This window comes from Polynucleobacter sp. MG-6-Vaara-E2 (assembly GCF_018687695.1).
GTDB lineage: Bacteria > Pseudomonadota > Gammaproteobacteria > Burkholderiales > Burkholderiaceae > Polynucleobacter.
In genome coordinates this window covers 1453796-1478328 of the sequence record NZ_CP061303.1, presented here as the reverse complement: position 1 = coordinate 1478328, position 24533 = coordinate 1453796, and the positions used below count along the sequence as shown (strand labels likewise).

Here is a 24533-nt window from a genome sequence, read left to right as displayed (position 1 = left end):
CGCATTATTAATGTGTTTACAGAGGATTTAGCATGAACGAATGGCACAACGAATCTAAAGAAGAAGTTAACAAAAAGATCATTACTTTGATCGTCATGTTGGCTGCTGCAACTAGCTTGGCGATTTTGTTTGCGTTGGTAGCTGCTCATACTGGTTACGTATTCGGTTAATCAGTCTTAATGACTAGCCATCGCCAACCTGCTGTATTTGCTGGCCATGGCAGTCCAATGTACGCCATTGAGCCCAACCGTTTTACAGCGGCTTGGGCTTCTTTAGGAAAATCTCTCAAACGGCCTGATGCCATTCTGGTGATCTCAGCGCATTGGGTAACTCGCGGTACTTGGGTTACTGCAATGTCTAAGCCTAAAACGATTCATGACTTCGGCGGCTTTCCGCAAGCGCTGTTTGATATCCAATATCCAGCCCCCGGAAGCCCTGCATTGGCGGATCGTATTCAAGAGTTATTGAGCATCCCGGTTGTCCTTGAAGAGAATGAGTGGGGTATTGATCATGGTGCTTGGTCTGTTCTAAAGTATCTCTATCCCAATGCGGATGTGCCTGTGGTGCAGTTGAGTTTGGATGGTTCTATGTCAGCCCGTGAGCATTACGACTTAGCAAAACAGTTAAGACCTTTGCGCGATGAAAATATTCTGATTCTGTCTAGTGGCAATGTGGTGCACAACTTGCGTACGATTCACTGGCAAGATGGTGCGCAACCTTACCCATGGGCAAAAGATTTTAATGATTTTTTCGCCGCAGAGATTCATGCTGATCACCATGAGACATTAATTGAGTGGGAAAAATATGGTGAGGCCGCTCATTTATCTATTCCCACTGCAGAGCACTATTGGCCTGCTTTATATACTTTAGCTTTACAAGAAAAAGATGAGCATGCCAAAGTGTTTATCGATGGCATCGAAATGAGTTCGATTAGCATGCTGGGTTTTATCGTTCAATAAAGAAAAGATTATGTGGCTCTCTATCCTTGCAATTTTCTTTGGCGCTGGTCTAGGCGCATTATTAAGGGCGGGCTTTAACTTTCTCACCGTAAGCGCCGCTTCTATTATTCCTTTGGGAACATTACTTTCTAATATGGTGGGTGGCTACTTAGTTGGCTTGGCTGTAGCGTTCTTTGGTAATAATCCTCAGCTCTCACCAGAGTGGCGGCTGTTGGTAGTGACTGGCTTCTTAGGTGGTTTGACAACCTTCTCTAGTTTTTCTGCTGAAGTGGTTGCCTTTATTCAGCGCGGAGAATTTACTTGGGCGCTTGGTACGGCAATGCTGCATCTAGTCGGTTCACTGCTATTAACCTTTTTGGGTATCTTGACCTATCAAGCCCTGAAATAAAAAAAGGGAGCTACTAAGCCCCCTTTTTTAGTTATCAAACGCGTTACTCTGGTTTGATATTGGCCGTTTTCACAACTGCGCTCCATTTGGCTGATTCAGATTTAATCAAAGCAGCAAATTCTGCAGGACTACCGCCACCAATTTCATTTCCTTGAGATAGCATGAGTTCTCGTAATTGAGGATCTTTGAGAGCCTCATTTGCTGCAGCATTGAGCTTATCAATAATGGCCTTTGGGGTTCCCTTGGGCGCAATCAAGCCTTGCCAATTCAGCACTTCAACCTTTGGGTAACCTACTTCAGCAAAGGTGGGTACGTTAGGCAGCAAGGGAGAACGTTTTTTGCTGGTAATGGCAATTGGACGAAGCTTATCGGCCTTAATTGAAGGCATAGCGGAATACATTTGATCGAACATCATGGTGACGTTACCCGCCATCAAATCCGTTAAGCCGGCTGAGCCACTCTTATAGGGCACGTGAATCATATCGATGCCAGCATTTTGCTCAAAGATTTCAGCAGACAGTTGGTGGCTGCCACCAATCCCACCCGATGAAAAGGTGAGTACGCCAGGCTTTGCTTTGGCGGCCGCAACAATATCTTGCACTGTTTTATAAGGTGAGTTTGGGTTAACTACTAAAACTAAAGGACCTTTTTCGATTAACACGATTGGCGTGATATCGGTTTCTGGGTCGTAACGTAAATTACCAAATAACGTTTTATTGACGGCCATTGGGGCAAAGTTCCCCATACCAATGGTGTAACCATCTGGTGCTGCACGAGAAATAAATTCAGTGCCAATATTGCCGCCAGCACCTGGTTTGTTATCGACGATGATGGGTTGCTTCAGAATGACACTCATCTTCTGTGCAATTTGACGGCTACGAGAATCCGCACCACCACCAGCGCCATAAGGAACAACAAAATTAATGGGCTTATTGGGATAACTAGACTGTGCGAATGAAGGGGTTGCGAAGGAGCTTAAAAGCCCTAAAAGCGCAATAGTAATGAATGTAAATCGATTCATTTTCAACATAATCTTAGCTTTCCTTAGATAAAACCCAAAATGCCCAGTACGGCACCAATAGCAATTAAATATAAAGGGTGGATACGAGTAAAGAAGGTAATCGCAATGGTGCCAATCGTCAATAGATAGGCGGCTAGACTTTGATTAATTTGTAATGAGATTTGCCATGCCGCAGAGAGAACTAGACCAACAGCAAGGGCACCAGCGGCAAACTGAATCATTTGCTGCTTTTGCTTATCCTGCATATTAAGGATTGAGCGTTGTAAAAAGAAGATCATGATGGATGAGGGCCAAGAGATCGCAAATGTTGCGATTGCTGCCCCAAGCACACCACCCACGTTCCAGCCAATCAGGGTGACTGTCATCAAATTTGGCCCTGGGGCTGCTTGTGCAATTGCAAAGTAATCAGAGAAAGTTTGACTATTAATCCAATGCTCTTGATTTACAGAGAGGTCATATAGAACCGGCAACAAGGCATTGATTCCGCCAAACGCAAATAAAGAGAACAAGGAAAACTTAAGAAAGAGGCTAATGAGTGAACTAATCATCTTTTTGTCTTCTTCCAAGCTAACAGGACTGCAAGTGGTGATGCTAGCAATACAACCCAACCTAAGCCTAAATGAAAGTAAACAGCCATCAGAATAACTAAAAGAATTACCGTCACCATTGGTGGGTACTTCAGTTCAGTGCGCAACATCTTAAACCCGGTACTCGCAATGAGACCAACGCCAACTGCAGAGACACCTCTAAGCATTCCCTGCACAATTGGCATATAGCTGTAATGCTCATAAAGTACAGCTAGGACTAACAATAAAGCAACTGGTCCTAGCATCAGACCCATCACCGCAGCAATTGCGCCGGGCACTCCAGCAAAGCGACTCCCCACACATACGCCGAGATTAACGATATTAGGACCTGGAACAATTTGGCAGATACCAAGCATAGCGCTGAATTCTTCAGCAGTTAACCACTTCTCTTGTTCAACGATTGTGCGGCGCGCCCAAGGCAATACCCCGCCAAAACCAGACATGCCGATTTTGCTAAACCCAATGAAGAGTTCTTTTGGGGTGAGTGTTTTCAAGGTTACTGTGGCTTAAATGGGTGAGGTAGTGGCTTGTTATCCAACCATGCTTCCAAGGTTTCAGTGATGCCTTTGGAGAAACTAGCAAAGATAGGCTCTGCAATAAAACCTAAATGGGGTGTAACCAGCAGATTCGGTGTGTTGCGCAAAGGATCATTTGCTGGAAGGGGTTCAACATCAAATACATCGACGGCTGCTTGACCCGGCTTGCCTGCAATCAAGGCTTTTTGCAGATCAGTCATATTGATTAGGGCTGCACGTGAAGTATTTACCAAAATAGAATCAGGACGCATCAAAGCTAGTTGATCTGCGCTAATCAATCCTTTGGTACCAGGTCCTGCTACCAGATGCATGGATACCACTTTGGATGTAGATAGCAATTCATCAAGGCTGACTGCTTTAGCATTCTGCTCAGCAGCACGTTCTGGGGTCATGCGAGGACTCCAGGCAACTACTTCCATTCCAAATGCAGCGCCTACTCGTGCTACGCGACTACCAATTGCGCCTAGACCCATAATGCCCAAGCGTTCACCTGAGAGCATGGGGAGAACAGAAAGGTGATCACGCCACCCGCCTGATGCAATCAATTTATTTTCTTCAATCAGACGTTTCGATGCGCCAAGAATGAGAGCCCAAGTCAATTCCGCTGTAGTTTCCTTTGATGGGCCGCCGGGTGAACAGGCAATAGGAATATTACGAGCCACCAATGCCCCCGCATCGAGAGTGCCATTTCGTTCACCTGTAAACATTAAAAATTTGAGCTTTGGTAAGCGTGCAATCATGGCTTCATTGAATGGAGAGCGATCGCGCACGATCGCAATTGCATCTGCATCTTTCACCGCTTCATAAAGCTCCTCATCACGCAGTGGCTCGTGGTGAAAGGTGAGATTTGCTTGCTTCTCAAGTTTTTCCCAATTGGAGAAGCGGCGCAGGGCGCGCTCGTAGTCTCCAAGGATGACGATATTTGGTAATGAAGCCATTAATCAATACTCTCTTTAAATTTAGTCAGGTGTGCAAAGGCTCAAGATCTGTTTAAGGTCAGATGCTTGACCTAATTTCCATAGAGCGGAAATTAGTTGACGAGTTTTCTCTTTGCCAATAATGGGTTCTGCCAAGCTGGTAAATTTCTGTTCCAAATTCGCATCGCTCATGGGGTTTTCTACAGAACCAATCGCATTCTTCACAAAAATATGTACTTCTTTACCGTCTTTTAAGATGGCCTTAACATCAACTGAAGCTTCGCTGATAGATGTATCAGTAGTGGCGTTCACCTTAGCGCGCAATGCTACGACGTCAGCGCGGTTCACGATGTCATCCGCATACTCGCCTTCACCGGCTTGACCAAAGATCAGTCCAACAGCGCAACCATGGTAGACGCTGAATTTGCCCTCAAGACCATCCTTAGGGGTTTTCTTGCCAGTAAGCTCTAGTACGAGTGGGTGCACGCGCAATTCGATACGCTCTACGTCCTCAGCCTTGACGCCCTGTGCGCGTAATTGCGCGCACGCATCAATCGCAGGATGAATCACAATGCCACAAGCAAATGGTTTGTAGGTATTTAAGGAAATCTCAAATGATTTACCCAGGGCACGATCAATTTCTGTCCAATCATTTTTGGTAGAAACCGTTTGCATATAGCCACGACCTGCTTCTAGTGCTTTAGGGCTGGCTGTAAAACCATGCTTAGCTAGTAAAGCAGAGAGTTGACCAGCACGAGCAGCACCGCCTGGATGGAAGGGCTTCGTCATCGTGCCAAACTGCTCGCGCATGCCAACTGGCTGTGAAGCGGCAATACCGAGTGCCATGGTTGTTTTCCGAAGATCAAGACCCATTAAACGCGAACAAGCTGCAGCAGATCCCAACATGCCAGTAGAGCCAGTGATATGCCAACCGCGGTGGTAGTGGTCTGGATACATCGCATTGCCAACGCGACACGCTACGTCAATACCCAAGACGAGTGAGTCGATGATTTGACGGCCATTTGCATTGATGTGCTCGCCCAATGCCAAGATTGCTGAAGCAACGGGGCCTGCTGGATGAATTACGGTCTTTAAGTGAGTGTCATCAAAGTCAAAGGTATGGGAGCTAATGCCATTAATGAGAGCAGCTCCACCCATATCTACCTTATCTTTACGTCCCAAGATGCTGGCCTGTGGTGCTGGCTGAAATTCACGAATTGCAGCTAAAGAAGATTCAACGCTTTCATGGTTAGCGGCGCCAATTGCGCAGCCAAGCCAGTTTAAAAAGGTACGGTGTGCTTCGTGATCCACCTCTGGAGTCCAGCCTTGGCTAGGATGTGAAGTGACAAATTCCGCCAGAATCTTCGTAACCGGTGGCGCATTTAAATCGGCTGCTGCTGCAATAGCGTGAGACATATTATTTCCTGTGATTGATATGAATGATTGGAATGTGATAGATAAATTTATTCAAGTTCAATATGGCGATCTTTGGCAACCTTAGCCCAGCGTGCAATATCTTCTTTGATGTAATTTGAGAATTGGTTTGGAGACATTGGCATTAAGGTCATTGCTTCGCTTGTCATTTTTTCTGAGAAGTCATGTAAAGCCAACACTTTATTGAGTTCAGTGTTCAGTTTGCTAACAATGGCTGGCGGTAGATTTGCAGGCCCAACAATTCCATACCATTGCTGACCATCAAAACCGCTAAAGCCCAACTCTTTAAAGGTGGGGATGGTGGGGGCGGCTGAACTGCGCTTAGCGCCTGTAACTGCTAGGCCGCGCACGCGATTTGTATCAATATAGGGTAGGGCTGCGAATAGAGTGGGGAACATCGCCTGCGTTTGCCCAGCCAGAAGGTCTGTGTAGGCAGGTCCGACGCCACGATAAGGTACGTGCACCATGAAGATGCCAGCGGCAAGCTTCAGTTGCTCCATGCCGAGGTGAGTTAATGTTCCTGGCCCAGCTGATCCATAGCTTAATTTGGCTGGATTCTTTTTTGCGTAGTCCACAAACTCTTTAAAGTTTTTAATTGGTAACTCAGGGTTGATGATTAAGACATTTGGGGTTGCGCCAATCATTCCGATGGGCGTGAAATCTTTGATCGCATCATAAGGAAGGCGACGTACTGCTGGATTAGTGCCATGAGTACCAACATACGCAACCATCAAGGTATATCCATCCGCAGGCGCTTTTGCAGTTGCTTGCGAGGCAATGGCGCCTCCACCACCGCCCATGTTTTCAACAATGACTGGCTGACCAAGTGAGCGAGATAATTTCTCGGCAACAGCGCGAGCGATATTGTCCAAGCCACCGCCAGCAGCAACAGGTGCAATGAGTTTGATCGGTTTAGTGGGGTAAGCAGGGGTTTGAGCATGAGCGCTCAGGGTGATTGCCAGCCCAATGAAGGCAAACAGAAAAGATAAAAAAATCGGCTTTTGCCGATAAATAGTATTAGACATGTCTCAAGTCCGAATTGTTGTTTTGTAATAGTGTGCTGCGATTAAAGTGCTGCTGTTCGGTAATTTTACTATTTATGCCAAATATAGGTGACTACTTAGCCAGTTTTTAGCTTTTTCCGAATAGAACGCTCAACGGGGATGGAATCTAGGTTTGGCTCTAGAGCCTCTCGCTCATCAAAGACAAAGCAACTGCCCTGATAGTGGGCAGAGCCCACTTCTTCAAAGTACTTGAGAATGCCACCTTCCAATTGGTAGCTATGCTCCATACCAATCTCGCGCATATACAAGCCTGATTTTTCGCAACGAATGCCACCAGTACAAAAGCTAACTAGCGTTTTGTCAGCTAACTCTTCTTTGTGGGCGGAGATAGCCGCAGGAAAGTCAGTGAACTTTTCAATATTAAAGTGCAGCGCATTTTCAAAAGTCCCATAGTCCACTTCAAATGCATTGCGAGTGTCTACCATGACCACTGGCCGACCAAGATCATCGGTCCCACGATCTAGCCATTCTTGTAATTTTTTTGGTGAAATGAAATTTGCACGTCCCTTTTCTGGCTGAATAGCGGGGTGATTCATGCGAATAATTTCATTCTTCAGTTTGATGAGCATTTTTTTGAATGGCTGCTCGTCCGACCAACTCTCTTTAGCCTGAAGAGGCGCAAAGCGAGGATCAGTGCGTAGCCAATCTAAGAATCCGCGCAAGGAATCTGCTTTGCCTGCAAGGAACATATTGATACCTTCACCAGTGAGCAAAATAGTGCCCTTGAGCTCCCGATTCTGGCATTGGTCGAGCATTTTGGCGCGCAGCTCTGGCAGGCCATCAAGGCTGACAAATAAGTAGGCGGCAATATTCAAAATCGACTTCATGTTTTCTCTCTTCAGGCTACCCCAGCATTATCGAGCAAATGAGGCTCGGGGGTGGTAATCTTGAGGTCTTAATTACAGGAGACAAAACCATGCTAGATCTGGCGAAAACGGCCAAAAGAGCTCTATTACTGGCCTTATTAGCCCTGGGAGCGGGCAACCTTGCGTTAGCGCAAACGGCGGGAACAGGCACATGGCCTACTCAAAAACCGATTCGATTTATTGCGGTTTTTCCGCCTGGTGGATCTGTTGACCAAGTTGCTCGTATTTTGGCGCCTGCTTTGCAGGCTGAGTTAAAGCAAAACGTCATTGTTGAAAATATCGGTGGAGCTTCCGGAGTCATTGGTACTTCTGCAATGACTCGCTCTGATCCGGATGGTTACACCTTTGCGGTGGTCTTTGATACACACGGTGTTAATCCAAGTCTCAAGGAAAAGCTTCCTTACGACACTATTAAAGATATTTCACCAATTATTTTGGTGGGCACATCACCAATGGTTTTGCTGGCTAGTAAGAATTCAGGAATCACGAGTTTTAAACAGCTGGTGGATCAATCAAAGGCGGGTAAGAAATTTAGCTATGGCTCGATTGGTATTGGTAGCCTAGGCCACTTAGCTATGGCGCGCTTGGCCAAGCAAGTAGGGTTTGATTGGAACCATATTCCTTATCGGGGCGGCGGTCCTTTAATGCAAGATGTTTTGGGTGGCCAAGTCGAGCTGGCAGTTGGTTCGGAGTTTTTAGTAAAGCCGCATATTGATAACAAGGGCGTGATTCCTTTGGTGATTACTACGGCCAAGAGATCCACTTCATTACCTAATGTGCCAACGATTTCTGAGAGCGGTTTCCCAGGATTTAGCGCACCAGCATGGTGGGCAGTATTGGCTCCAGGCAAGACACCACCTGCAATTGTGGATGCGATGAATAAGGCTTTGAATAAAGTATTAAAAAATCCAGCGGTTGCTGAGAAGTTTAAATCCCAAGGAATTGAAATCGTTGGCGGCTCCACTGAAACTGCCCGTGAATTTATTGGCAAGCAGATTGGTATTTGGGGCAAGTTTGTTATCGAAAATAACATCAAAGAAACAGGTCAATAGAAAGTATTTATGTCTGAACGTTTAATTCCTTACCAGCCAATGGATTTGGCTGAGCCTGCTGAGCTGGTTGCCGCGATTCGTCAGCGTCGTGGCGGTCAATTTATTAATTTAGATCGGATGTTGTTGCATAGCGTACCGATTGCTGAAGGCTGGAATCACTTTATTGGTGAAATTCGCAACAATCTTTCTCTTGACCCTAAGTTGCGTGAATTGGCGATGTGCGGTGTTGCAGTACTGAACGGTGCCGAATATGAATTCTTCCACCATGCACCCCCATTCAAAAAGGCGGGCGGTACTGAAGAGCAGGTTCAGGCATTGCGCTTAATTGGGCAAGCTAGTTTTCCCAGAAATTTTTTCTCACAAGTAGAAAACGATGCTGCGGATCTGACCTTTCAAATGACTCGCAATATTAAAGTTGAGCCTGAGCTCATGAAGCGCCTTCAAAAAGAGTTGGGCAGCACCGATACCGTTGAGTTGGTTACAGTGATTGCGGCTTACAACATGGTGTCTCGATTCTTAATTGCCTTGGATGTGAATCCTGAAGATCATCCTCCTGCTTAAATTGAGATTAAAGAGCGCGTAGATGATCCGTAATATTCAAACCATCATTCCAGGTATTGCTACTTCTGACGGTGCGGGGGTGAAGCTACGTCGCAGTCTGGGTGGTCAGCAGCAGGTGAGGCTAGATCCTTTTTTGATGCTCGATGAGTTTTCGTCTAACGATCCCAATGATTATGTTGCTGGCTTTCCAGCGCATCCTCATCGTGGTTTTGAAACCGTGACTTATATGCTTGAGGGTCATATGTTGCACGAGGACCATTTAGGCAATCAAGGACATCTGAAAACTGGTGGCGTGCAGTGGATGACAGCGGGGCGCGGCATTATTCATTCAGAGATGCCGCAACAAGTCAGCGGTGCAATGCGTGGCTTTCAGTTATGGATTAATTTGCCGGCAAAAGAAAAGATGAAGCCTGCTGGTTATAAAGATATTCAGGTTGAGGATATTCCAACAACACCTTTGGCTAATGGCGGGACTGTAAAGGTCATTGCTGGCTCTTATGAAAATGTGGGCGAAAGCATTCAAGGACCTATTCAGGGGATTAACACTGCTCCTTTATTTTTAGATGTACATCTACCCGCCAATGCAGAGTTTGAGCATCGTATTCCTAAGGAGCTCAATGCATTTGTGTATATCTATGAAGGCGGCTTAGAAATTGGTGGCCCGATGAGGGCTGCGCCAAAGCAGGCTGCAATTGTTTTGGGCGATGGTGATCTTCTTAGGGCAAAGGCAGGTAGTGAGGGCGCGCAATTTATTGTATTGGCGGCCTTACCTTTGCAAGAACCCATCGTGCAATATGGCCCTTTTGTCATGAACACTCGCGCCGAGATTGAACAGGCTATTGACGATTATCAAAACAATCGCTTTGTGACATCTTGAATGAATCACTCATGATGATCAATTGGGACGAGGCAGGCCAAACTTGTTCAGCAAAATGGCATTCCGAAAATGGAATCGCCCCACATAAAAAGATTCAGATTGGTGACGATACGCTTACGGCAGATCTGGCCTACAGAATGGCATGCGAAGGCACCGCGATTTTGTATAGGGGGGATTTTCAGAATGCGCGCCAACTACTCCAAGCCTTAGTCAGAAGGGTAGATAAGCCCTCTAAAAAATCAAGCAGGGCGGATAAGGTTGCAAAAGAAAAAGCAAAAAGTCCTTTAGATACCTTTAATCTACATCGTTTGTCTCAGTCGCAACGTGCCCGTATTTTGGGAATGCTGCTGATTCAAGTAAATGCAGATCACACGATTTCATTAAGACGCGCTCCGGATGTTGCCCAAGCTTGTTTTGAGGCATACGGCCAACAGACTGGCTCATACGTTATCTCCTTGCGCGAATTACTGGGCGTTATCAGCGCTCATGAATGGCGTAAAAAGGGTGTACCAATTCTGGCCAGGGATGATGAAGAAATTCGTATTCATCCTCACTATGGAGTGTTCTCGCCTATTCGCGGTGAATATATCGAGCTAGTACTCAAAGCCCCACTTCCAAATGCGCTCAAGCAAAGTTCTACGGCATTTGATATTGGCGTTGGCACAGGTATCTTATCAGTGATCTTGGCAATCCGAGACGTTAAACAGATCATTGGCACAGATCAAGATGATCGTGCGATTGCTTGCGCGCAAGACAATATTGCCCGCCTGCACCTGGAATCCCAAATAGAAATCCAAAAAACTGATTTATTTCCGCAGGGCAAAGCTGCCTTAGTAGTCTGTAATCCACCGTGGCTACCTGCGAGACCCAGTTCGTCATTGGAGCATGCTGTATACGACCCAGATAGCCAGATGCTCAAAGGTTTCTTAGGCCAATTGAAGGATCATTTGTTACCTAATGGTGAGGGCTGGTTAATCCTGTCAGATTTAGCTGAGCACTTAGGCTTACGCACAAGAGCGCAATTACTCTCTTGGATTGGGGATGCTGGATTAAAAGTGATTGCTCGATTAGATACCAAACCACATCATCCGAAAACGTTGGATAAAACTGATGCATTGCATATGGCAAGGGCAGCTGAGCTCACGTCTTTGTGGCGTCTCGCTCGTCTATAGGGAATTTAAGGCCTGATTACTTTTGCCGGATTTTCTTCGTAGGGCGGCGCGTAGATAACTAAGACTTTTGCTGGTTCTTCACTAATGACGGTGAAAACATGCATGGCATCAGCGGGGAAAAAGCAGGCATCGCCTGGACCCATTTCACATACCTCGCCATTCACTTCGGCTCTAGCGCGCCCCTCAAGCATGTAGCAGACTTGTTCAATTCCAGGGTGAGCATGGGGTAAAGCGCCTTTACCTTTTTCAATAGTGCCATGGAGCACCTCAAGCTGTTTGGCCCCAACAGTATCGCTACCAATCAGACGACGATTGACGGTGCCAAGATGGTTTGCTGGGTGATAGCCCTCGACCTCTCCAGCTTTAACAAAGTAACGGGATGGATTTTTACTCATCAATATCTCTATGAAAGGGTTAATAAGATTTCGGAAGTCCTAAAACTTTTTCAGCAATAAAGCAAAGAATGAGTTGTGGGCTAACGGGAGCTAGACGAGGGATCCAAGACTCTCGCAAATAGCGCTCTACATGGTATTCCTTAGCGTATCCCATGCCACCATGTGTCATGATGGCATTCTCACAGGCATGAAAACAAGCTTCTGCTGCGAGATACTTAGCAGCGTTGGCTTCTGCGGCGCAGGATTGTTTTGCATCATACAAACCTGCTGCCTTAAATACCATCAGATCTGCAGCCTCTAGTTCCATCCAAGACTTTGCCAATGGGTGCTGAATACCTTGGTTTTGGCCGATAGGACGATCGAACACAATACGCTCTTTTGCATACGATGCTCCGAGAGCTAATGCCGCTTGTCCAAGTCCAATAGCTTCTGCAGCAATCAGAATTCTTTCGGGATTTAAGCCATGCAGGATATAAGAAAAACCTTTACCCTCCTCGCCAATTAAGTCTTTTGCTGGAATCTTTAGCTGATCAATAAAGACTTCATTAGAGTCAACGCATTTACGCCCCATCTTTTCAATTTCACGCACATCAATACAGGAACGATCAAGATCGGTATAAAACAAAGACAGACCTTCAGTGCCTTTTGCTTCCTCAACTGGTGTTGTCCGAGCGAGCAGCAAAATCTTGGTAGCGACCTGGGCAGTGGAGATCCAAATCTTTTGACCGCTAACCAGATAGTTATCACCCTGTTTTTCAGCTTTGGTAGAGAGCTTTAAGGTATTTAATCCTGCATTAGGTTCGGTCACGCCAAAACAGGCGCGATCTTTGCCAGCAATCAAGGGCGGTAACCAGCGTTGCTTTTGCTCATCAGAGCCAAATACAACTACTGGATGTAAGCCAAAAATATTCATGTGCACCGCTGATGCACCTGATAGGCCTGCACCACTTCCTGAGATGGTACGCATCATTAAAGCAGCTTCCGTAATGCCTAGACCTGCACCACCATATTCCTGGGGCATCGCGATGCCGAGCCAGCCAGCATCTGCTAGCGTTTGATGAAAGTCGAATGGAAAATCACCAGACTGATCTTTTTTGAGCCAATAATCTGCATCAAAAGGTTTGCACAGCTTTTCAATGGCATCTTGAATTTGTAGCTGCTCATTGGTGAACTGAAAATTCATTTTTTGTTTCCTGATTGAATTAACGCCGCAATAGCCTCTTCGGCATAACCAAGTCCTCGAAGAATTTCCGCAGTATGTTCCCCAAGAGCAGGAGCGGGTGTTAAGTTCTCCTCTGCTGGAGTTTCCGACCAGGATACTGGGCTGTTCATGACTCGAATTTGTCCTTCGCTTGGATGATTCTCAATATGAATAAACGAGGTTTTATTAAGATGCTCATCATGAATCAAGTCGCTGATGGAATTCATGGGTTGATTGGGCAGATCGTATTGGTCTAATAGCTGGCGCCATTGCGAAGTGCTTCTCGTTTTAATGATTTTCTCAACCTCACTGTAGACGCGGTCAATATTATTGGCGCGATTTGTATGAGTGCAAAAAATCTCTTCCTTCAGGCGTTCAGGTTGACCAATGGCCTCAAAAAAACTCCTCCAATGCTTATCGTTATAGATCAAGATTGAGATATAGCCATCTTGGGTTGCATAGGGTTTGCGATAAGGGGAGAGAAGGCGGGCGTATCCAGATTTGCCGATCGGCGGAATAAAGGACTCACCACCAAGGTGGTCTCCTAAAATAAACTGAGCAATCGATTCGAACATCGGTACGACAACATATTGACCTTTGCCAGTTTTCTCTCTTGCGTAAAGAGCGGAGGTAACCGCATAGACTGAGTGAAGGCCGGTCACCCTATCGCCCAGGGTAGTTGGCGCATAGCGTGGTTCATGTATGCCATGTTCTTGCATAAGCCAAGGCACACCTGTTGCGCCTTGGATCAAATCATCATACGCAGGTTTATCAGCGTATGGTCCATCCACTCCAAAGCCTGAACAGGACACATAAATAATCTTCTCATTTACCTTTCTTAAATCTTGATATCCCAGTCCAAGACGATCAAGTGCTTGAGGTCTGATATTGGATATGAAAACATCGACTGTTTTCGCAAGATCTAGCGTAGCTTGTTTTGCTTTGGGATCTTTAAGATCTAAAACAATACTTTTTTTGCCGCGATTGGCTTGCAGAAAGATATGCCCCATCTTTGGATTTCTCATAGGGCCGACATCACGCATGTTGTCACCCTCAGGGGTTTCAATCTTAATAATTTCCGCGCCCATCGATGCCAATATCTGGGTCGCAAACGGCCCTAATATGACGGAGGTCAAATCTAAAATGCGAACGCCTGCTAGTGGGCCCATCTTATTCCTTGAGAAGGTGTCAATTAGTTAAGTTCAGACTTGATGCCTGATTGAATAATTAACTTACCCCAGTAAGCCATTTGATCGCTGACGTATTGAGCAAAGTCTTGTGGGTTCTTGGATGGCCAAATAACAAAACCAAGCTGTGCCAACTTGGCTTGCACTTCCTTATCCTTAGTGGCCTCCTGAATAGCAGCATTAATTTTGTCTACGATGGGCTTAGGAAGATTGGCTGGACCAAAGACACCATTCCAAGAAACCAGATCAAAGCCCGGAACAGTTTTTGCAATCGGCGGAACGTTGGGTAGTTGGGCATAAGGGCGGTTACCCGTTAGACCAATCGCACGCACTTTACCTGCCTTAATCATTGCCATCCCTGAACCAGTATCGGCTACGTAAACCTGTATTTGGTTACCGATTAAATCAGTCAGTGCTTGTGGACTAGATTTATAAGGGATTTGCGTCATGCTAATTTTGGTTAAATGCATGATGGTTTCAGTGGTCACCAGCGAAGTGCTATTTGGTGTGCCATAAGAAAGCTTGCCAGGATTCGCTTTTGCGTAATCAATTAACTCTTGAACTGTTTTAACTGGCAGGTCGTTGTTCACACAAAGAACAAAAGGTAATTCACCAACGCGTGCAATCGGCGTGAAGTCTTTAATTGGGTCATATTTCAGATTTTGAAATAACCATGGGTTAGCCGAGTGCGAAGTATTGGTAGTCATGAGTAAGGTATAACCATCTGGCTTCGCTGAGGCAACTAACTGAGCGCCAATCTGGGCGCTAGCTCCAGGTTTGTTATCAATGATGACGGGCTGCCCTAAGATGCTACTCATTTTGGTGGCCATGACTCGAGCCACGCCATCAGTTCCGCTGCCAGCAGCGAACGGTACCACCATGGTGATGTTAGATGATGGATAGCTTTGCGCAGCGCAATGTAGAGAGGTTACGGCAAATACAAGCGCACAGATTTTATGTAATGTTTTCATATTAGTCTCCAGTTGATCTTTTAGCGGCAAGCGCACGCCCTACTCGAGACGCATTACGCTTGCCAATTTTTTTAGTGATGTAGTCGCCAATACTGACTGCGGCGTCAAAGTTGATGTCAGTTTCAATACCTAAACCTTTGAGCATATATAAGACATCTTCCGTGGCGACATTTCCAGTTGCCCCTTTTGCATAAGGACAACCCCCTAAGCCAGCGATAGAAGAATGAAAAATGCTGATGCCCATCTCCATGGCTGCATAAATATTAGCAAGCGACTGCCCATAGGTGTCATGAAAGTGCCCAGAGAATAATTCCTTTGGAGCAAACCCCAGAATTTCTTCAAATACTGCAGCCACTTGCCCTGGCGTGCCTACTCCGATCGTATCGGCAATATCGATTTCATCACAGCCTAAGTCCATCATGCGCTTGACTACATCTGCAACTTGCTTAGGCTCAACAGCTCCTTGATAGGGGCAGCCAAAGGAACAAGAAATACTGCCACGAATCCGAATACCATCACGCTTGGCGGCAGTGGTCACTGGAGTAAAACGCTCAACCGATTCAGCAATACTGCAGTTAATATTTTTCTGGGAAAATGCTTCGGAGGCAGCAGAAAAAATAACGATCTCATCTGTTTTTGCTAGCAAGGCATCCTCATAACCCTTCATATTTGGCGTCAGGGCAGAGTAAATAATTCCTGGTTTTCTGATGATGGAATTCATCACCTCAGCGCTACCGGCCATTTGCGGAATCCACTTGGGGGATACGAAGGAGGCTGCTTCAATATTTGGAAAGCCTGCATTTGAAAGTTGATTGATGAGATCAACTTTGACATCAATCGGTACAAATTCCTTCTCATTTTGCAGGCCATCTCTAGGGCCTACTTCAACAATCTTGACTTTTTTAGGTAGACTCAAGGAGGACTTCATTTATTTTTCTCAAGAAAGGCTTTCATCCGAGCTTGTGCTTCATCGCTAGTGCGAATATTGGCAATGCGCTTTACAGTCTCTTCAATTAGCGAGGTATCAATTGCTTGATGCGCAATATCTTGAACAATCTTCTTGCATGCCATAACTGCCATCTGCCCATTGTGCATAATGGTTTGACAGATTTCATCGACTTTATTGTCGAGCGCCTCTGGATCAACGAGCTCATGCACAAAACCTAAATCTTTTGCGTGTGCAGCGGTAAACACTTCGGCGGTCACAAAATATCTGCGTGATGCTTGCTCCCCCAAAGCTCTAATGACATAAGGGGAAATAGTTGCGGGTAGCAAGCCTAACTTCGCTTCAGAAATGCAGAAGCGTGCTTGAGTAGAGGCTACAACAATGTCACATACGGCAGCCAATCCAACGCCGCCAGCATAGGCATCCCCTTGAACTTTGGCGATGATCGGTTTTGGGCAGGAATAAATGGCATTGAGCATCAGTGCCATCTTTCTAGAATCTGCAATATTTTCTTCATGGGTGAAGTTAGTCATGCTCTTCATCCAATTCAGATCGGCGCCAGCACAAAAACTTTTGCCCACTGATTGCAGGACAATGACGCGGCAGCGATCATCAGCACCTAACTTGTTGAATACCTCATGTAGTTCGCTAATAAGACCTTCATTAAAGGCATTCCGAACTTCAGGTCTATTGAGTGTGACTCGAACTAAGTCTGTACCTTCTAATGTCAGGTATTGGTAGTTGGGCGAATCATGAGTGGCCAATTGCAGTCTCCAGTATCTTTATTTTTCTTTAATTTACTGGAAACTGAAGGCGAGGGTAGATTAAAGGTCAAAAACCATTAACTACCTTTGAAAAATGGTGGAGTCGGCGGGAATCGAACCCGCGTCCGCAAATCCTCCACAACAAGTTCTACATACTTAGTCATATCATTTGATTTAATCAGTTAGGCACGGATTGACACGTTCCTCGCTGACGATTCACTAGGTTTTCGTACTATTCTTCGTGACGCAAAATAGTCTTATCTCTTGTATATGACCCTGATGTAGCTTGCGCTACCTGACCCAAGAGAGAATCAGTTCAGGGGCAACCGCAATTAAGCGGCTAGTGCGTAACGTTCGTCGTTAGCAGTTATTACATTCCCATTGATTTACGAGATAACGGGTCCTCGGTATGCCCTTGATGCTTTGTAATCCACGTCGAAACCATGTCGACCCCAGAGTTCATGCATAGGAAACCCTATTTTAAAGCCGCTAGCTTTAAATTGTTGAATATCTTTGGCTTATTCCCTGTTGGGAAAAATGATTTGCAATAACTCGATTGGGGTATTGATGATGAAATCAGCTCCCCAGGCCTCTGGAGGCTCTTTGCAGCCGCAATAACCATAGGCTGCTGCGACCGTTTGCATACCTGCCGCCTTGCCTGCTAGAACGTCTCTGATGTCGTCGCCAACATAAAGTGATTTTGTGGGGTCAACATTGGCCATTTTGGCTGCATACAAGATCGGCTCTGGATGCGGCTTTGAATAAGGTGTTGTATCGCCTGAGACAGTTGAGGCTGATCTCTGGCTTAAGCCCATTAATTCAACTAAGGGGTTGGTGAACCTCTGGCTTTTATTAGTCACAATGCCCCAGGGAAGTTTGGCCTGATCCATTTGATCAAGCAAGTGATGCATGTCATCAAACAACTTGCTATCCACTAATAATGTTTTTTCATAATTGGAGAAGAATTCGTCTCTGAGGGCAGTAAAGTCTGGGTGCTCTGGATTGATTCCAAAGGCGCCCTCGAGTAAGCCTCGAGCCCCAGCAGATGCGTGAGGCCTAAGAAATTCATACGGTTTTGGCGCTAAATTACGAGCGGTGAGTAGCTTATTGGTAGCCGCCACTAAATCGGGTGCTGTATCAGCGAGAGTGCCGTCCAAATCAAAAAAGACCCCCTGGTAAGGGCTTTGCTTCATGCTTAAGCTCATTTGCGCACAGCAATCATGTAATTCACATCCACATCATCATTGAGGCTGTATACCTGGGTGAGGGGGTTGTAGCTCATGCCTTTCATACCAAGCATCTCCAATCCTGCATGCCGTGTAAAGGCTACCAACTCAGAAGGCTTGATGAATTTAGCGTATTCGTGAGTGCCTTTAGGTAGTAGTTTGAGGATGTACTCCGCGCCAATAATCGCAAATAAGTAGGACTTTGGATTGCGATTTAAGGTGCTAAAAAATAGAGTGCCACCTGGTTTACAAAGTTTGGCACAGGCATTTACTACTGATGCTGGATCTGGAACGTGTTCAAGCATTTCCATACAGGTAACAACGTCATATTGTTCTGGTTGCTCTTCAGCTAGGGCTTCTGCAGAGATGGAGCGATAGGTGAGATTGGCTCCAACTTCTAACGCGTGTAGTTCGGCGACCTTTAATGCTTTTTCAGATAAATCGATGCCAGTGGTGTCGGCGCCAGATTGAGAAATAGATTCAGCCAGAATGCCGCCACCGCAACCAATATCGACCACCTTTTTGCCTTCTAAGTTGACGAAGGATTTAATCCAGTTGAGGCGCAATGGATTAATCGCATGCAAAGGCTTGAATTCGCTATTAGGATCCCACCAACGATGCGCTAAGGCGCTAAATTTAGCGATTTCAGATTGATCTACGTTCATATTGGATTGGTTCAGAGTGAAGCGATTAGTGAAGTTTATGAATATAGCGGAAATAAAAAAGCCCGCTAGAAGCGGGCTTTTTTACAAGTAAAGGGAATTACTTAGCTGCTGTACCAACAACTTCGATGTCAGTACGGCGGTTCTTAGCACGGCCTTCAGCAGTTGCGTTTGATGCAACTGGATTGCTCTTGCCTTTTGATTCTGTGTAGATACGGCTACCGTCAACACCCTTGCTTACCAAGTATGCTTTTACGGATTGCGCGCGACGCTGACCGAGGGCCATGTTGTATGCATCTGTACCAACGCTATCAGTGTTACCAACAGCGATGATTACTTCCAACTTGATCTTGCTCAAATCAGCAGCGATCTTGTCCAAAGTAGCTTTACCTTCTGGTTTCAAATCAGACTTGTTGAAGTCATAGAGTGTGTCAGCTTGCAAAGTGATTTTGCTTTGGCTAACGCCAGAAGCAGCAGCACCAGCAGTCAAAGCACCGTCACAACCTTTAGCTGCAGTAGCAGGTGTCCAGCTGCTGTCACGCCAGCAAAGTGCGCCATCGCCGTTTTTCCAAGCTGTACCAGTGGAGTTGACCCAGTTGTCAACCTTTTGAGCAGAAGCAGCAGAAGCAGCAACTGAAATTACACCAGCAAGTACCAGTTTTAGGGTTTTGTTCATTTTTAGTCCTCAAAAATCTCTTTTAATTAAAGTCAAACTTAAATGTAATTCGCCCTACTCTGAAGCAAAAAACCGCAAAGCGACACATCTCAATTTCGTACAAACTGACAGAATCTTAGCATAGCGCCCCTCTGTCATCAAAATGATATTATTTCTAGATGGAACAAGCCGCTAAAGAAACACTACCAATATCCCTCGAAGATGAAATGCGGCGGTCCTATTTGGACTACGCAATGAGCGTCATCGTCGGCAGAGCCCTGCCAGACGTGCGCGACGGCCTCAAACCGGTTCACCGCCGGGTCTTATTTGCAATGTATGAATTAAACAACGATTGGAACCGAGCTTACAAAAAATCTGCCCGTATAGTTGGCGATGTAATCGGTAAATACCATCCGCACGGTGACTCTGCGGTGTATGACACCATCGTTCGGATGGCTCAAGACTTCTCTCTGCGCTATATGCTAGTTGACGGGCAGGGTAACTTTGGCTCTGTAGACGGCGATAACGCTGCTGCGATGCGGTATACCGAGATCCGCCTTCGCAAGATAGCCCATGAGCTATTGGCCGATTTGGACAAGGAAACGGTCGATTTTGGGCCAAATTACGATGGTAGCGAAAAAGAACCCCTGATTTTGCCGGCCAAAGTACCGAATTTGCTGATCAATGGCAGTTCTGGCATTGCGGTAGGTATGGCTACAAACATCCCTCCCCATAATCTGGATGAGGTGATTTCAGCCTGTTTACACGTGCTTCACAACCCTGAGTGCTCAATTGATGAGTTGATTGAGATTATTCCAGCCCCAGATTTCCCGACTGCCGGCATTATTTACGGCGTTCAGGGCGTTCGCGAGGGTTATAGAACCGGTCGCGGTCGTGTAGTAATGCGTGCCAAGACACACTTTGAAGATTTGGATAAGGGCGCGCGTCAAGCCATCATCGTTGATGAGTTGCCGTATCAAGTCAATAAAAAGAACCTGCTCGAGCGCATTGCTGAGTTGGTGAATGAGAAAAAAGTAGAGGGCATCTCTGATTTACGTGACGAGTCAGATAAATCCGGTATGCGCGTTGTCATCGAGCTCAAGCGCGGTGAAGTGCCTGAAGTGGTTCTCAACAATTTATACAAGAGTACTCAGCTGCAAGATAACTTCGGTATGAACATGGTGGCGTTGGTGGATAACCAGCCACGCTTGTTGAATTTGAAGCAAATGCTCGAGTACTTCTTGCAGCATCGTCGCGAAGTAGTTACACGTCGTACGATTTTTGAATTACGCAAAGCGCGTGAGCGTGGTCACGTATTGGAAGGTCTTGCAGTTGCGCTCGCAAACATTGATGAGTTCATTGCGATCATTAAAGCTGCTGCAAACCCAGTGATTGCGAAGCAAGAGTTGATGGGTAAAGCATGGGATTCATCAATGGTGCGCGAGATGTTGGCGCGTGCTGAGACCGATACGCCTGGTGGGCGCAATGCCTATCGCCCTGAAGGTTTGTTGCCTGAATACGGCATGCAAACTACCGGCTTATATCGCCTCTCTGATAGCCAAGCGCAAGAAATTTTGCAAATGCGTTTGCAACGCTTGACTGGCCTTGAGCAAGACAAGATTGTTAACGAATACAAAGAAGTCATGGCGGAGATTTCTGACTTGCTAGATTTATTAGCAAGACCAGAGCGTGTTACTTCCGTCATTGAGAGTGAACTCAAGGAAGTTCAATCAGAGTTTGGTGCTGCTGGTAGCGATAACGGTCGTCGATCATTTATTGAAATGAATGCAACCGAGCTCTTCACAGAAGATTTAATTACGCCACAAGATTTGGTAGTGACACTTTCAAATACTGGTTATATGAAGAGTCAGCCTCTAAGCGAGTACCGCGCACAAAAACGTGGTGGTCGTGGCAAGCAAGCAGCTGCTACCAAGGATGAAGATTGGATTGATACTTTATTCGTGGCAAATACACATGACACGATCTTGTGCTTCTCTGATCGCGGTCGCATGTACTGGCTTAAGGTTTGGGAAGTTCCGCAAGGAAGTCGCACCTCTCGCGGCAAGCCTATCGTCAACATGTTCCCGCTCATTGAAGGCGAGAAGATCACTGTGATACTGCCGATTAAGGGTTATCAAGATGATCGTTATGTATTTATGGCTACTAGCTTGGGTACAGTGAAGAAGACACGCTTGTCTGATTTCTCTAACCCACGTAAGGCCGGCATTATTGCTGTAGATTTGAACGATAACGACTTCTTAGTTGGTGCAGCGATTACTGATGGTCAACACGATGTCATGTTGTTCTCCGACGCTGGTAAAGCAGTGCGTTTTGATGAGAATGATGTTCGTCCAATGGGTCGTACCGCACGCGGTGTCCGCGGTATGAACTTGGGCGAAGGTCATCAAGTGATCGCGATGTTGGTTGCACCAGCAGAAGCTGCGGAAGGCGCTGAGGTAGCGGCGGTAGATACAAATGGCGTTGCTATTCCAAGCAGTGTCTTGACCGCAACTGAAAATGGTTTTGGCAAGCGTACGCCAATTGCTGAATACACTCGTCATGGTCGTGGCACTAAGGGCATGATTGCCATTCAGACAACTGAACGTAACGGTAAGGTCGTAGCTGCAGCTTTGGTATCACCAGAAGATCAAATTATGTTGATCACCACAGGTGGTGTTTTGGTGCGTACTCGCGTATCTGAAATTCGTGAGATGGGTCGCGCGACTCAAGGCGTTACGTTGATCAATGTGGATGAAGGTACTCGCTTGTCTGGTTTGCAACGTATTGCTGAGAGCGATTCAGATGATGACTCTGACGATGCAGAAGAAGATGTGTCCGCAGAACCGGCAGCTGATTCAAATTCTGATGCGGCAGGTGACGCTTAAGGCGTCATCACAAGACTAGTAACGTTATGACTTTCGACCGCCGCATCTTCAATTTCGCTGCGGGGCCTGCTACTTTGCCTGAGGAGGTGCTGAAGCAGGCTGCCGATGAGATGCTCAATTGGCGTGGACTTGGTACGAGCGTGATGGAAATTAGCCATCGCAGTAAAGAGTTTATGGAAGTCTACGAAGAGACATTGCAGGATCTTCGTACCTTGATGAACATTCCCGACACATACGAAATCTTGTTATTACAAGGTGGCGGTCTTGGTCAGAATGCTGCCATTCCAATGAATCTCATGTCGCTCGCTAAAAATGGCCCTAAGGCGGATTTCATTGTTACTGGTGTTTGGTCTGAAAAATCATATAAAGAAGCGCAAAAATACGGCACAGCAAATTTAGCCGCATCCTCGGCCGCAGAAAAATTCAACACAATTCCCGCAAGATCTACTTGGAATTTATCGAGTGATGCTGCATACGTGCATTACTGTGCGAATGAAACTATTGGTGGCGTAGAGTTTGCGAATGTTCCGGACGTTGGCAACATTCCATTGGTTGCAGATATTTCAAGCAACATTCTTTCTAAAGAAATGGATGTGAATCAGTGCGCAGTGTGGTTTGGTGGTGCGCAAAAAAATATTGGCCCTTCTGGTGTCACGATTGTGATTGTTCGTAAGGATTTGCTTGGTCATAGTATGGGCATTACCCCCACGATTTGGGATTGGTCTGTCCAGGCAAATACCCAGTCCATGATTAATACCCCGCCGACTTTTTCAATCTATATGGCCGGTTTAGGCTTTAAGTGGTTGCTCAAGCAGGGGGGCGTAAAAGCAATAGAAAAGCGTAACCAAGAAAAGGCTGACTTGTTATACAACTTTTTGGATCACAGCAGCCTGTATGAAAACCGCGTCACTAAAGAATATCGTTCGCGAATGAACGTGACTTTCTTCCTAAAAGATGAGAGCCTAAACGCAGAGTTTTTGGCTCAATCGAATGCAGTGGGCTTGGTTGCCTTACGCGGCCATAAAGCTGCAGGTGGTATGCGCGCCAGTATTTATAACGCAATGCCTATTGAAGGCGTCAAAGCCTTGGTTGAATTTATGCGCGACTTTGAAAGGCGGGCTTAATGAGTACTGAAGAACAGCGCTTAGCTCCCTTGCGGGAAAAAATTGATTCTCTTGATGCGCAGATTTTGGATTTGCTGACTCAGCGCGCTAAAGCGGCGCAAGAAGTTGGTCATGTTAAAGGTGGTTTCTCGTCCCCAGTCTTTCGTCCTGAGCGTGAGCGTCAAGTAGTTGCGCGTTTACAGGAAATGAACAAAGGCCCGCTGCTTCCTGATGGCATAGCGGCAATCTGGCGTGAGGTGATGTCCGCTTGCAGAGCTTTAGAAGCTCGTCAAACGATTGCATACCTTGGGCCAGTCGGAACATTTTCTGAGCAAGCTGCTCAAACCTATTTTGGCCACTCAATTGCAGGTTTGCCTTGTGCAAGCTTGGACGAAGTATTTAAAGCAGTGGAGAAGGGCGCGGCACAATTTGGCGTAGTGCCTGTTGAGAACTCCAGTGAAGGCGCTATTTCTCGCACACTTGATTTGTTACTGGATTCATCGATGCGCATCAGTGGTGAAGTGGTGTTGCCAATTCGTCATCATCTTTTGACCAAGAGTGGTAATTTAGACGGTGTGACGACTGTCTGCGCCCATGCACAAGCTTTAGCGCAGTGTCAGCAATGGTTGAGCGTGCACGCACCACAATTAAAGCGTCAGGCAGTAAGTAGCAATGCTGAAGCAGCGCGTTTAGCGGCAAGCGATCCAACTTTAGCTGCAATTGCGGGCGATCCCGCACAAGAGGCTTATGGTTTGCAAGCTGTTGCCGCCCAAATTCAAGATGATCCTCATAACCGTACGCGTTTTGTTGTTGTTGGCAACTATGCGTGCACACCTACCGGCAAAGATCAAACTTCATTGGTGTTATCGGTAGACAATCAGCCGGGTGCAGTGCATCGCTTGCTAGCCCCTTTAGCAAAGCATGGCGTATCGATGAATCGTTTTGAGTCTCGTCCTGCGCGTAAGGGTACTTGGGAATATCACTTCTACATTGATATCGCCGGTCACGCTGATGATGCAAAGGTTGTTAAAGCTTTGGATGAGCTTAAAGAAGTTGCTGCGTTCTATAAGAACTTAGGTTCCTATCCTCATTCCGTTTAATCCA

Annotated in this window: 26 protein-coding genes and 1 other RNA gene; 10 read left to right on the top strand and 17 right to left on the bottom strand. The window is 46.2% G+C overall.

Annotation, left to right across the window (positions count from 1 at the left end; all coding sequences use genetic code 11):
* Positions 1-32 precede the first annotated feature (32 nt).
* From ICV38_RS07640 to crcB, 3 genes are read left to right on the top strand one after another with little or no spacing between them, the layout of a single operon-like run.
* Positions 33-170, top strand: a complete 138-nt coding sequence (locus tag ICV38_RS07640; protein ID WP_172793433.1) for a hypothetical protein — start codon at positions 33-35, stop codon at positions 168-170.
* Between the two features lie 9 nt (positions 171-179).
* Positions 180-959 (top strand): 4,5-DOPA dioxygenase extradiol, encoded by a 780-nt coding sequence (gene ygiD, locus ICV38_RS07635; RefSeq protein ID WP_215378898.1) that lies wholly within the window; start codon positions 180-182, stop codon positions 957-959.
* A gap of 10 nt (positions 960-969) precedes the next feature.
* Positions 970-1347: a fluoride efflux transporter CrcB gene (crcB, locus tag ICV38_RS07630; protein ID WP_215378896.1), complete on the top strand. Its 378-nt coding sequence runs from the start codon at positions 970-972 to the stop codon at positions 1345-1347.
* Between the two features lie 43 nt (positions 1348-1390).
* On the opposite strand, the gene ICV38_RS07625 is transcribed toward crcB, so the two are convergent.
* The 7 genes from ICV38_RS07625 to ICV38_RS07595 form a co-directional block, all read right to left on the bottom strand.
* Positions 1391-2368 (bottom strand): tripartite tricarboxylate transporter substrate binding protein, encoded by a 978-nt coding sequence (locus ICV38_RS07625; protein ID WP_215378895.1) that lies wholly within the window; start codon positions 2366-2368, stop codon positions 1391-1393.
* A 23-nt stretch (positions 2369-2391) separates the two neighbouring features.
* Positions 2392-2916, bottom strand: a complete 525-nt coding sequence (locus ICV38_RS07620; protein WP_251368132.1) for a chromate transporter — start codon at positions 2914-2916, stop codon at positions 2392-2394.
* Entirely contained in the window at positions 2913-3449 is a 537-nt protein-coding gene (locus ICV38_RS07615; RefSeq protein ID WP_215378891.1) for a chromate transporter, read from the bottom strand. Before ICV38_RS07615 ends, ICV38_RS07620 begins: the two co-directional genes overlap by 4 nt.
* Before the next feature lie 2 nt (positions 3450-3451).
* Positions 3452-4429: a D-2-hydroxyacid dehydrogenase family protein gene (locus ICV38_RS07610; protein ID WP_215378889.1), complete on the bottom strand. Its 978-nt coding sequence runs from the start codon at positions 4427-4429 to the stop codon at positions 3452-3454.
* Positions 4430-4450: 21 nt separating this feature from the next.
* Positions 4451-5824 (bottom strand): MmgE/PrpD family protein, encoded by a 1374-nt coding sequence (locus ICV38_RS07605; RefSeq protein ID WP_215378887.1) that lies wholly within the window; start codon positions 5822-5824, stop codon positions 4451-4453.
* Between the two features lie 47 nt (positions 5825-5871).
* Positions 5872-6867: a tripartite tricarboxylate transporter substrate binding protein gene (locus ICV38_RS07600; RefSeq protein WP_215378885.1), complete on the bottom strand. Its 996-nt coding sequence runs from the start codon at positions 6865-6867 to the stop codon at positions 5872-5874.
* Positions 6868-6962: 95 nt separating this feature from the next.
* The gene (locus ICV38_RS07595; protein WP_215378883.1) at positions 6963-7733 is read right to left on the bottom strand and encodes a sulfurtransferase; all 771 of its coding nucleotides are present in this window, start codon (positions 7731-7733) and stop codon (positions 6963-6965) included.
* 89 nt (positions 7734-7822) lie between these two features.
* Between ICV38_RS07595 and ICV38_RS07590 the strand changes: the two genes are divergently transcribed.
* From ICV38_RS07590 to ICV38_RS07575, 4 genes are read left to right on the top strand one after another with little or no spacing between them, the layout of a single operon-like run.
* A complete protein-coding gene (locus tag ICV38_RS07590; protein WP_215378882.1) occupies positions 7823-8824 on the top strand; it encodes a tripartite tricarboxylate transporter substrate binding protein in 1002 nt (333 codons plus the stop codon).
* Positions 8825-8833: 9 nt separating this feature from the next.
* Positions 8834-9385, top strand: a complete 552-nt coding sequence (locus ICV38_RS07585; RefSeq protein WP_215378880.1) for a carboxymuconolactone decarboxylase family protein — start codon at positions 8834-8836, stop codon at positions 9383-9385.
* A gap of 22 nt (positions 9386-9407) precedes the next feature.
* Positions 9408-10262, top strand: a complete 855-nt coding sequence (locus ICV38_RS07580; protein ID WP_215378872.1) for a pirin family protein — start codon at positions 9408-9410, stop codon at positions 10260-10262.
* Positions 10263-10273: 11 nt separating this feature from the next.
* Positions 10274-11434 carry a class I SAM-dependent methyltransferase gene (locus ICV38_RS07575; protein WP_215378870.1) on the top strand — a complete coding sequence of 387 codons (1161 nt, stop codon included), beginning with the start codon at positions 10274-10276 and terminating at the stop codon, positions 11432-11434.
* A 5-nt stretch (positions 11435-11439) separates the two neighbouring features.
* On the opposite strand, the gene ICV38_RS07570 is transcribed toward ICV38_RS07575, so the two are convergent.
* The 10 genes from ICV38_RS07570 to ompA all read right to left on the bottom strand — a co-directional run bounded on the left by ICV38_RS07570 (position 11440) and on the right by ompA (position 19462).
* On the bottom strand, positions 11440-11829 hold the full coding sequence (locus tag ICV38_RS07570; RefSeq protein ID WP_215378869.1) for a cupin domain-containing protein: 390 nt from the start codon (positions 11827-11829) through the stop codon (positions 11440-11442).
* A gap of 19 nt (positions 11830-11848) precedes the next feature.
* Positions 11849-13012 carry an acyl-CoA dehydrogenase family protein gene (locus tag ICV38_RS07565; protein ID WP_215378867.1) on the bottom strand — a complete coding sequence of 388 codons (1164 nt, stop codon included), beginning with the start codon at positions 13010-13012 and terminating at the stop codon, positions 11849-11851.
* The gene (locus tag ICV38_RS07560) at positions 13009-14199 is read right to left on the bottom strand and encodes a CaiB/BaiF CoA-transferase family protein (protein ID WP_215378865.1); all 1191 of its coding nucleotides are present in this window, start codon (positions 14197-14199) and stop codon (positions 13009-13011) included. Before ICV38_RS07560 ends, ICV38_RS07565 begins: the two co-directional genes overlap by 4 nt.
* Before the next feature lie 23 nt (positions 14200-14222).
* A complete protein-coding gene (locus tag ICV38_RS07555) occupies positions 14223-15188 on the bottom strand; it encodes a tripartite tricarboxylate transporter substrate binding protein (protein WP_215378863.1) in 966 nt (321 codons plus the stop codon).
* A 1-nt stretch (position 15189) separates the two neighbouring features.
* Positions 15190-16104 (bottom strand): hydroxymethylglutaryl-CoA lyase, encoded by a 915-nt coding sequence (locus ICV38_RS07550; protein WP_215382842.1) that lies wholly within the window; start codon positions 16102-16104, stop codon positions 15190-15192.
* Between the two features lie 8 nt (positions 16105-16112).
* Positions 16113-16865: an enoyl-CoA hydratase/isomerase family protein gene (locus ICV38_RS07545; protein WP_215382840.1), complete on the bottom strand. Its 753-nt coding sequence runs from the start codon at positions 16863-16865 to the stop codon at positions 16113-16115.
* Positions 16866-16993: 128 nt separating this feature from the next.
* Positions 16994-17352, bottom strand: a transfer-messenger RNA (tmRNA) gene (ssrA, locus tag ICV38_RS07540).
* A gap of 64 nt (positions 17353-17416) precedes the next feature.
* Complete coding sequence (locus ICV38_RS07535; protein ID WP_215378861.1) at positions 17417-18091, bottom strand: HAD family hydrolase; 675 nt, start codon at positions 18089-18091, stop codon at positions 17417-17419.
* A gap of 8 nt (positions 18092-18099) precedes the next feature.
* Positions 18100-18789: a bifunctional 2-polyprenyl-6-hydroxyphenol methylase/3-demethylubiquinol 3-O-methyltransferase UbiG gene (ubiG, locus tag ICV38_RS07530; RefSeq protein WP_215378859.1), complete on the bottom strand. Its 690-nt coding sequence runs from the start codon at positions 18787-18789 to the stop codon at positions 18100-18102.
* Positions 18790-18886: 97 nt separating this feature from the next.
* Complete coding sequence (gene ompA / locus ICV38_RS07525; protein ID WP_215378857.1) at positions 18887-19462, bottom strand: outer membrane protein OmpA; 576 nt, start codon at positions 19460-19462, stop codon at positions 18887-18889.
* A gap of 158 nt (positions 19463-19620) precedes the next feature.
* Between ompA and gyrA the strand changes: the two genes are divergently transcribed.
* Genes gyrA through pheA form a run of 3 tightly spaced genes read left to right on the top strand, consistent with a single transcriptional unit; the run spans position 19621 to position 24529 of the window.
* Complete coding sequence (gyrA, locus tag ICV38_RS07520; RefSeq protein WP_215378855.1) at positions 19621-22326, top strand: DNA gyrase subunit A; 2706 nt, start codon at positions 19621-19623, stop codon at positions 22324-22326.
* 26 nt (positions 22327-22352) lie between these two features.
* Positions 22353-23450, top strand: a complete 1098-nt coding sequence (gene serC / locus ICV38_RS07515; protein ID WP_215378854.1) for a 3-phosphoserine/phosphohydroxythreonine transaminase — start codon at positions 22353-22355, stop codon at positions 23448-23450.
* Positions 23450-24529 carry a prephenate dehydratase gene (gene pheA / locus ICV38_RS07510; protein WP_215378852.1) on the top strand — a complete coding sequence of 360 codons (1080 nt, stop codon included), beginning with the start codon at positions 23450-23452 and terminating at the stop codon, positions 24527-24529. Before serC ends, pheA begins: the two co-directional genes overlap by 1 nt.
* The last annotated feature ends 4 nt before the right edge of the window (positions 24530-24533 follow it).

Excerpts from the sequence above, each read along its gene's own strand:
- ICV38_RS07640 (WP_172793433.1), top strand. The coding sequence starts at position 33 with ATGAACGAATGGCACAACGAATCTAAAGAAGAAGTTAACAAAAAGATC.
- ygiD (WP_215378898.1), top strand. The coding sequence starts at position 180 with ATGACTAGCCATCGCCAACCTGCTGTATTTGCTGGCCATGGCAGTCCA.
- crcB (WP_215378896.1), top strand. The coding sequence starts at position 970 with ATGTGGCTCTCTATCCTTGCAATTTTCTTTGGCGCTGGTCTAGGCGCA.
- ICV38_RS07625 (WP_215378895.1), bottom strand. The coding sequence starts at position 2,368 with ATGAATCGATTTACATTCATTACTATTGCGCTTTTAGGGCTTTTAAGC.
- ICV38_RS07620 (WP_251368132.1), bottom strand. The coding sequence starts at position 2,916 with ATGATTAGTTCACTCATTAGCCTCTTTCTTAAGTTTTCCTTGTTCTCT.
- ICV38_RS07610 (WP_215378889.1), bottom strand. The coding sequence starts at position 4,429 with ATGGCTTCATTACCAAATATCGTCATCCTTGGAGACTACGAGCGCGCC.
- ICV38_RS07605 (WP_215378887.1), bottom strand. The coding sequence starts at position 5,824 with ATGTCTCACGCTATTGCAGCAGCAGCCGATTTAAATGCGCCACCGGTT.
- ICV38_RS07600 (WP_215378885.1), bottom strand. The coding sequence starts at position 6,867 with ATGTCTAATACTATTTATCGGCAAAAGCCGATTTTTTTATCTTTTCTG.
- ICV38_RS07595 (WP_215378883.1), bottom strand. The coding sequence starts at position 7,733 with ATGAAGTCGATTTTGAATATTGCCGCCTACTTATTTGTCAGCCTTGAT.
- ICV38_RS07590 (WP_215378882.1), top strand. The coding sequence starts at position 7,823 with ATGCTAGATCTGGCGAAAACGGCCAAAAGAGCTCTATTACTGGCCTTA.
- ICV38_RS07585 (WP_215378880.1), top strand. The coding sequence starts at position 8,834 with ATGTCTGAACGTTTAATTCCTTACCAGCCAATGGATTTGGCTGAGCCT.
- ICV38_RS07580 (WP_215378872.1), top strand. The coding sequence starts at position 9,408 with ATGATCCGTAATATTCAAACCATCATTCCAGGTATTGCTACTTCTGAC.
- ICV38_RS07575 (WP_215378870.1), top strand. The coding sequence starts at position 10,274 with ATGATGATCAATTGGGACGAGGCAGGCCAAACTTGTTCAGCAAAATGG.
- ICV38_RS07570 (WP_215378869.1), bottom strand. The coding sequence starts at position 11,829 with ATGAGTAAAAATCCATCCCGTTACTTTGTTAAAGCTGGAGAGGTCGAG.
- ICV38_RS07565 (WP_215378867.1), bottom strand. The coding sequence starts at position 13,012 with ATGAATTTTCAGTTCACCAATGAGCAGCTACAAATTCAAGATGCCATT.
- ICV38_RS07560 (WP_215378865.1), bottom strand. The coding sequence starts at position 14,199 with ATGGGCCCACTAGCAGGCGTTCGCATTTTAGATTTGACCTCCGTCATA.
- ICV38_RS07555 (WP_215378863.1), bottom strand. The coding sequence starts at position 15,188 with ATGAAAACATTACATAAAATCTGTGCGCTTGTATTTGCCGTAACCTCT.
- ICV38_RS07535 (WP_215378861.1), bottom strand. The coding sequence starts at position 18,091 with ATGAAGCAAAGCCCTTACCAGGGGGTCTTTTTTGATTTGGACGGCACT.
- ubiG (WP_215378859.1), bottom strand. The coding sequence starts at position 18,789 with ATGAACGTAGATCAATCTGAAATCGCTAAATTTAGCGCCTTAGCGCAT.
- ompA (WP_215378857.1), bottom strand. The coding sequence starts at position 19,462 with ATGAACAAAACCCTAAAACTGGTACTTGCTGGTGTAATTTCAGTTGCT.
- gyrA (WP_215378855.1), top strand. The coding sequence starts at position 19,621 with ATGGAACAAGCCGCTAAAGAAACACTACCAATATCCCTCGAAGATGAA.
- serC (WP_215378854.1), top strand. The coding sequence starts at position 22,353 with ATGACTTTCGACCGCCGCATCTTCAATTTCGCTGCGGGGCCTGCTACT.
- pheA (WP_215378852.1), top strand. The coding sequence starts at position 23,450 with ATGAGTACTGAAGAACAGCGCTTAGCTCCCTTGCGGGAAAAAATTGAT.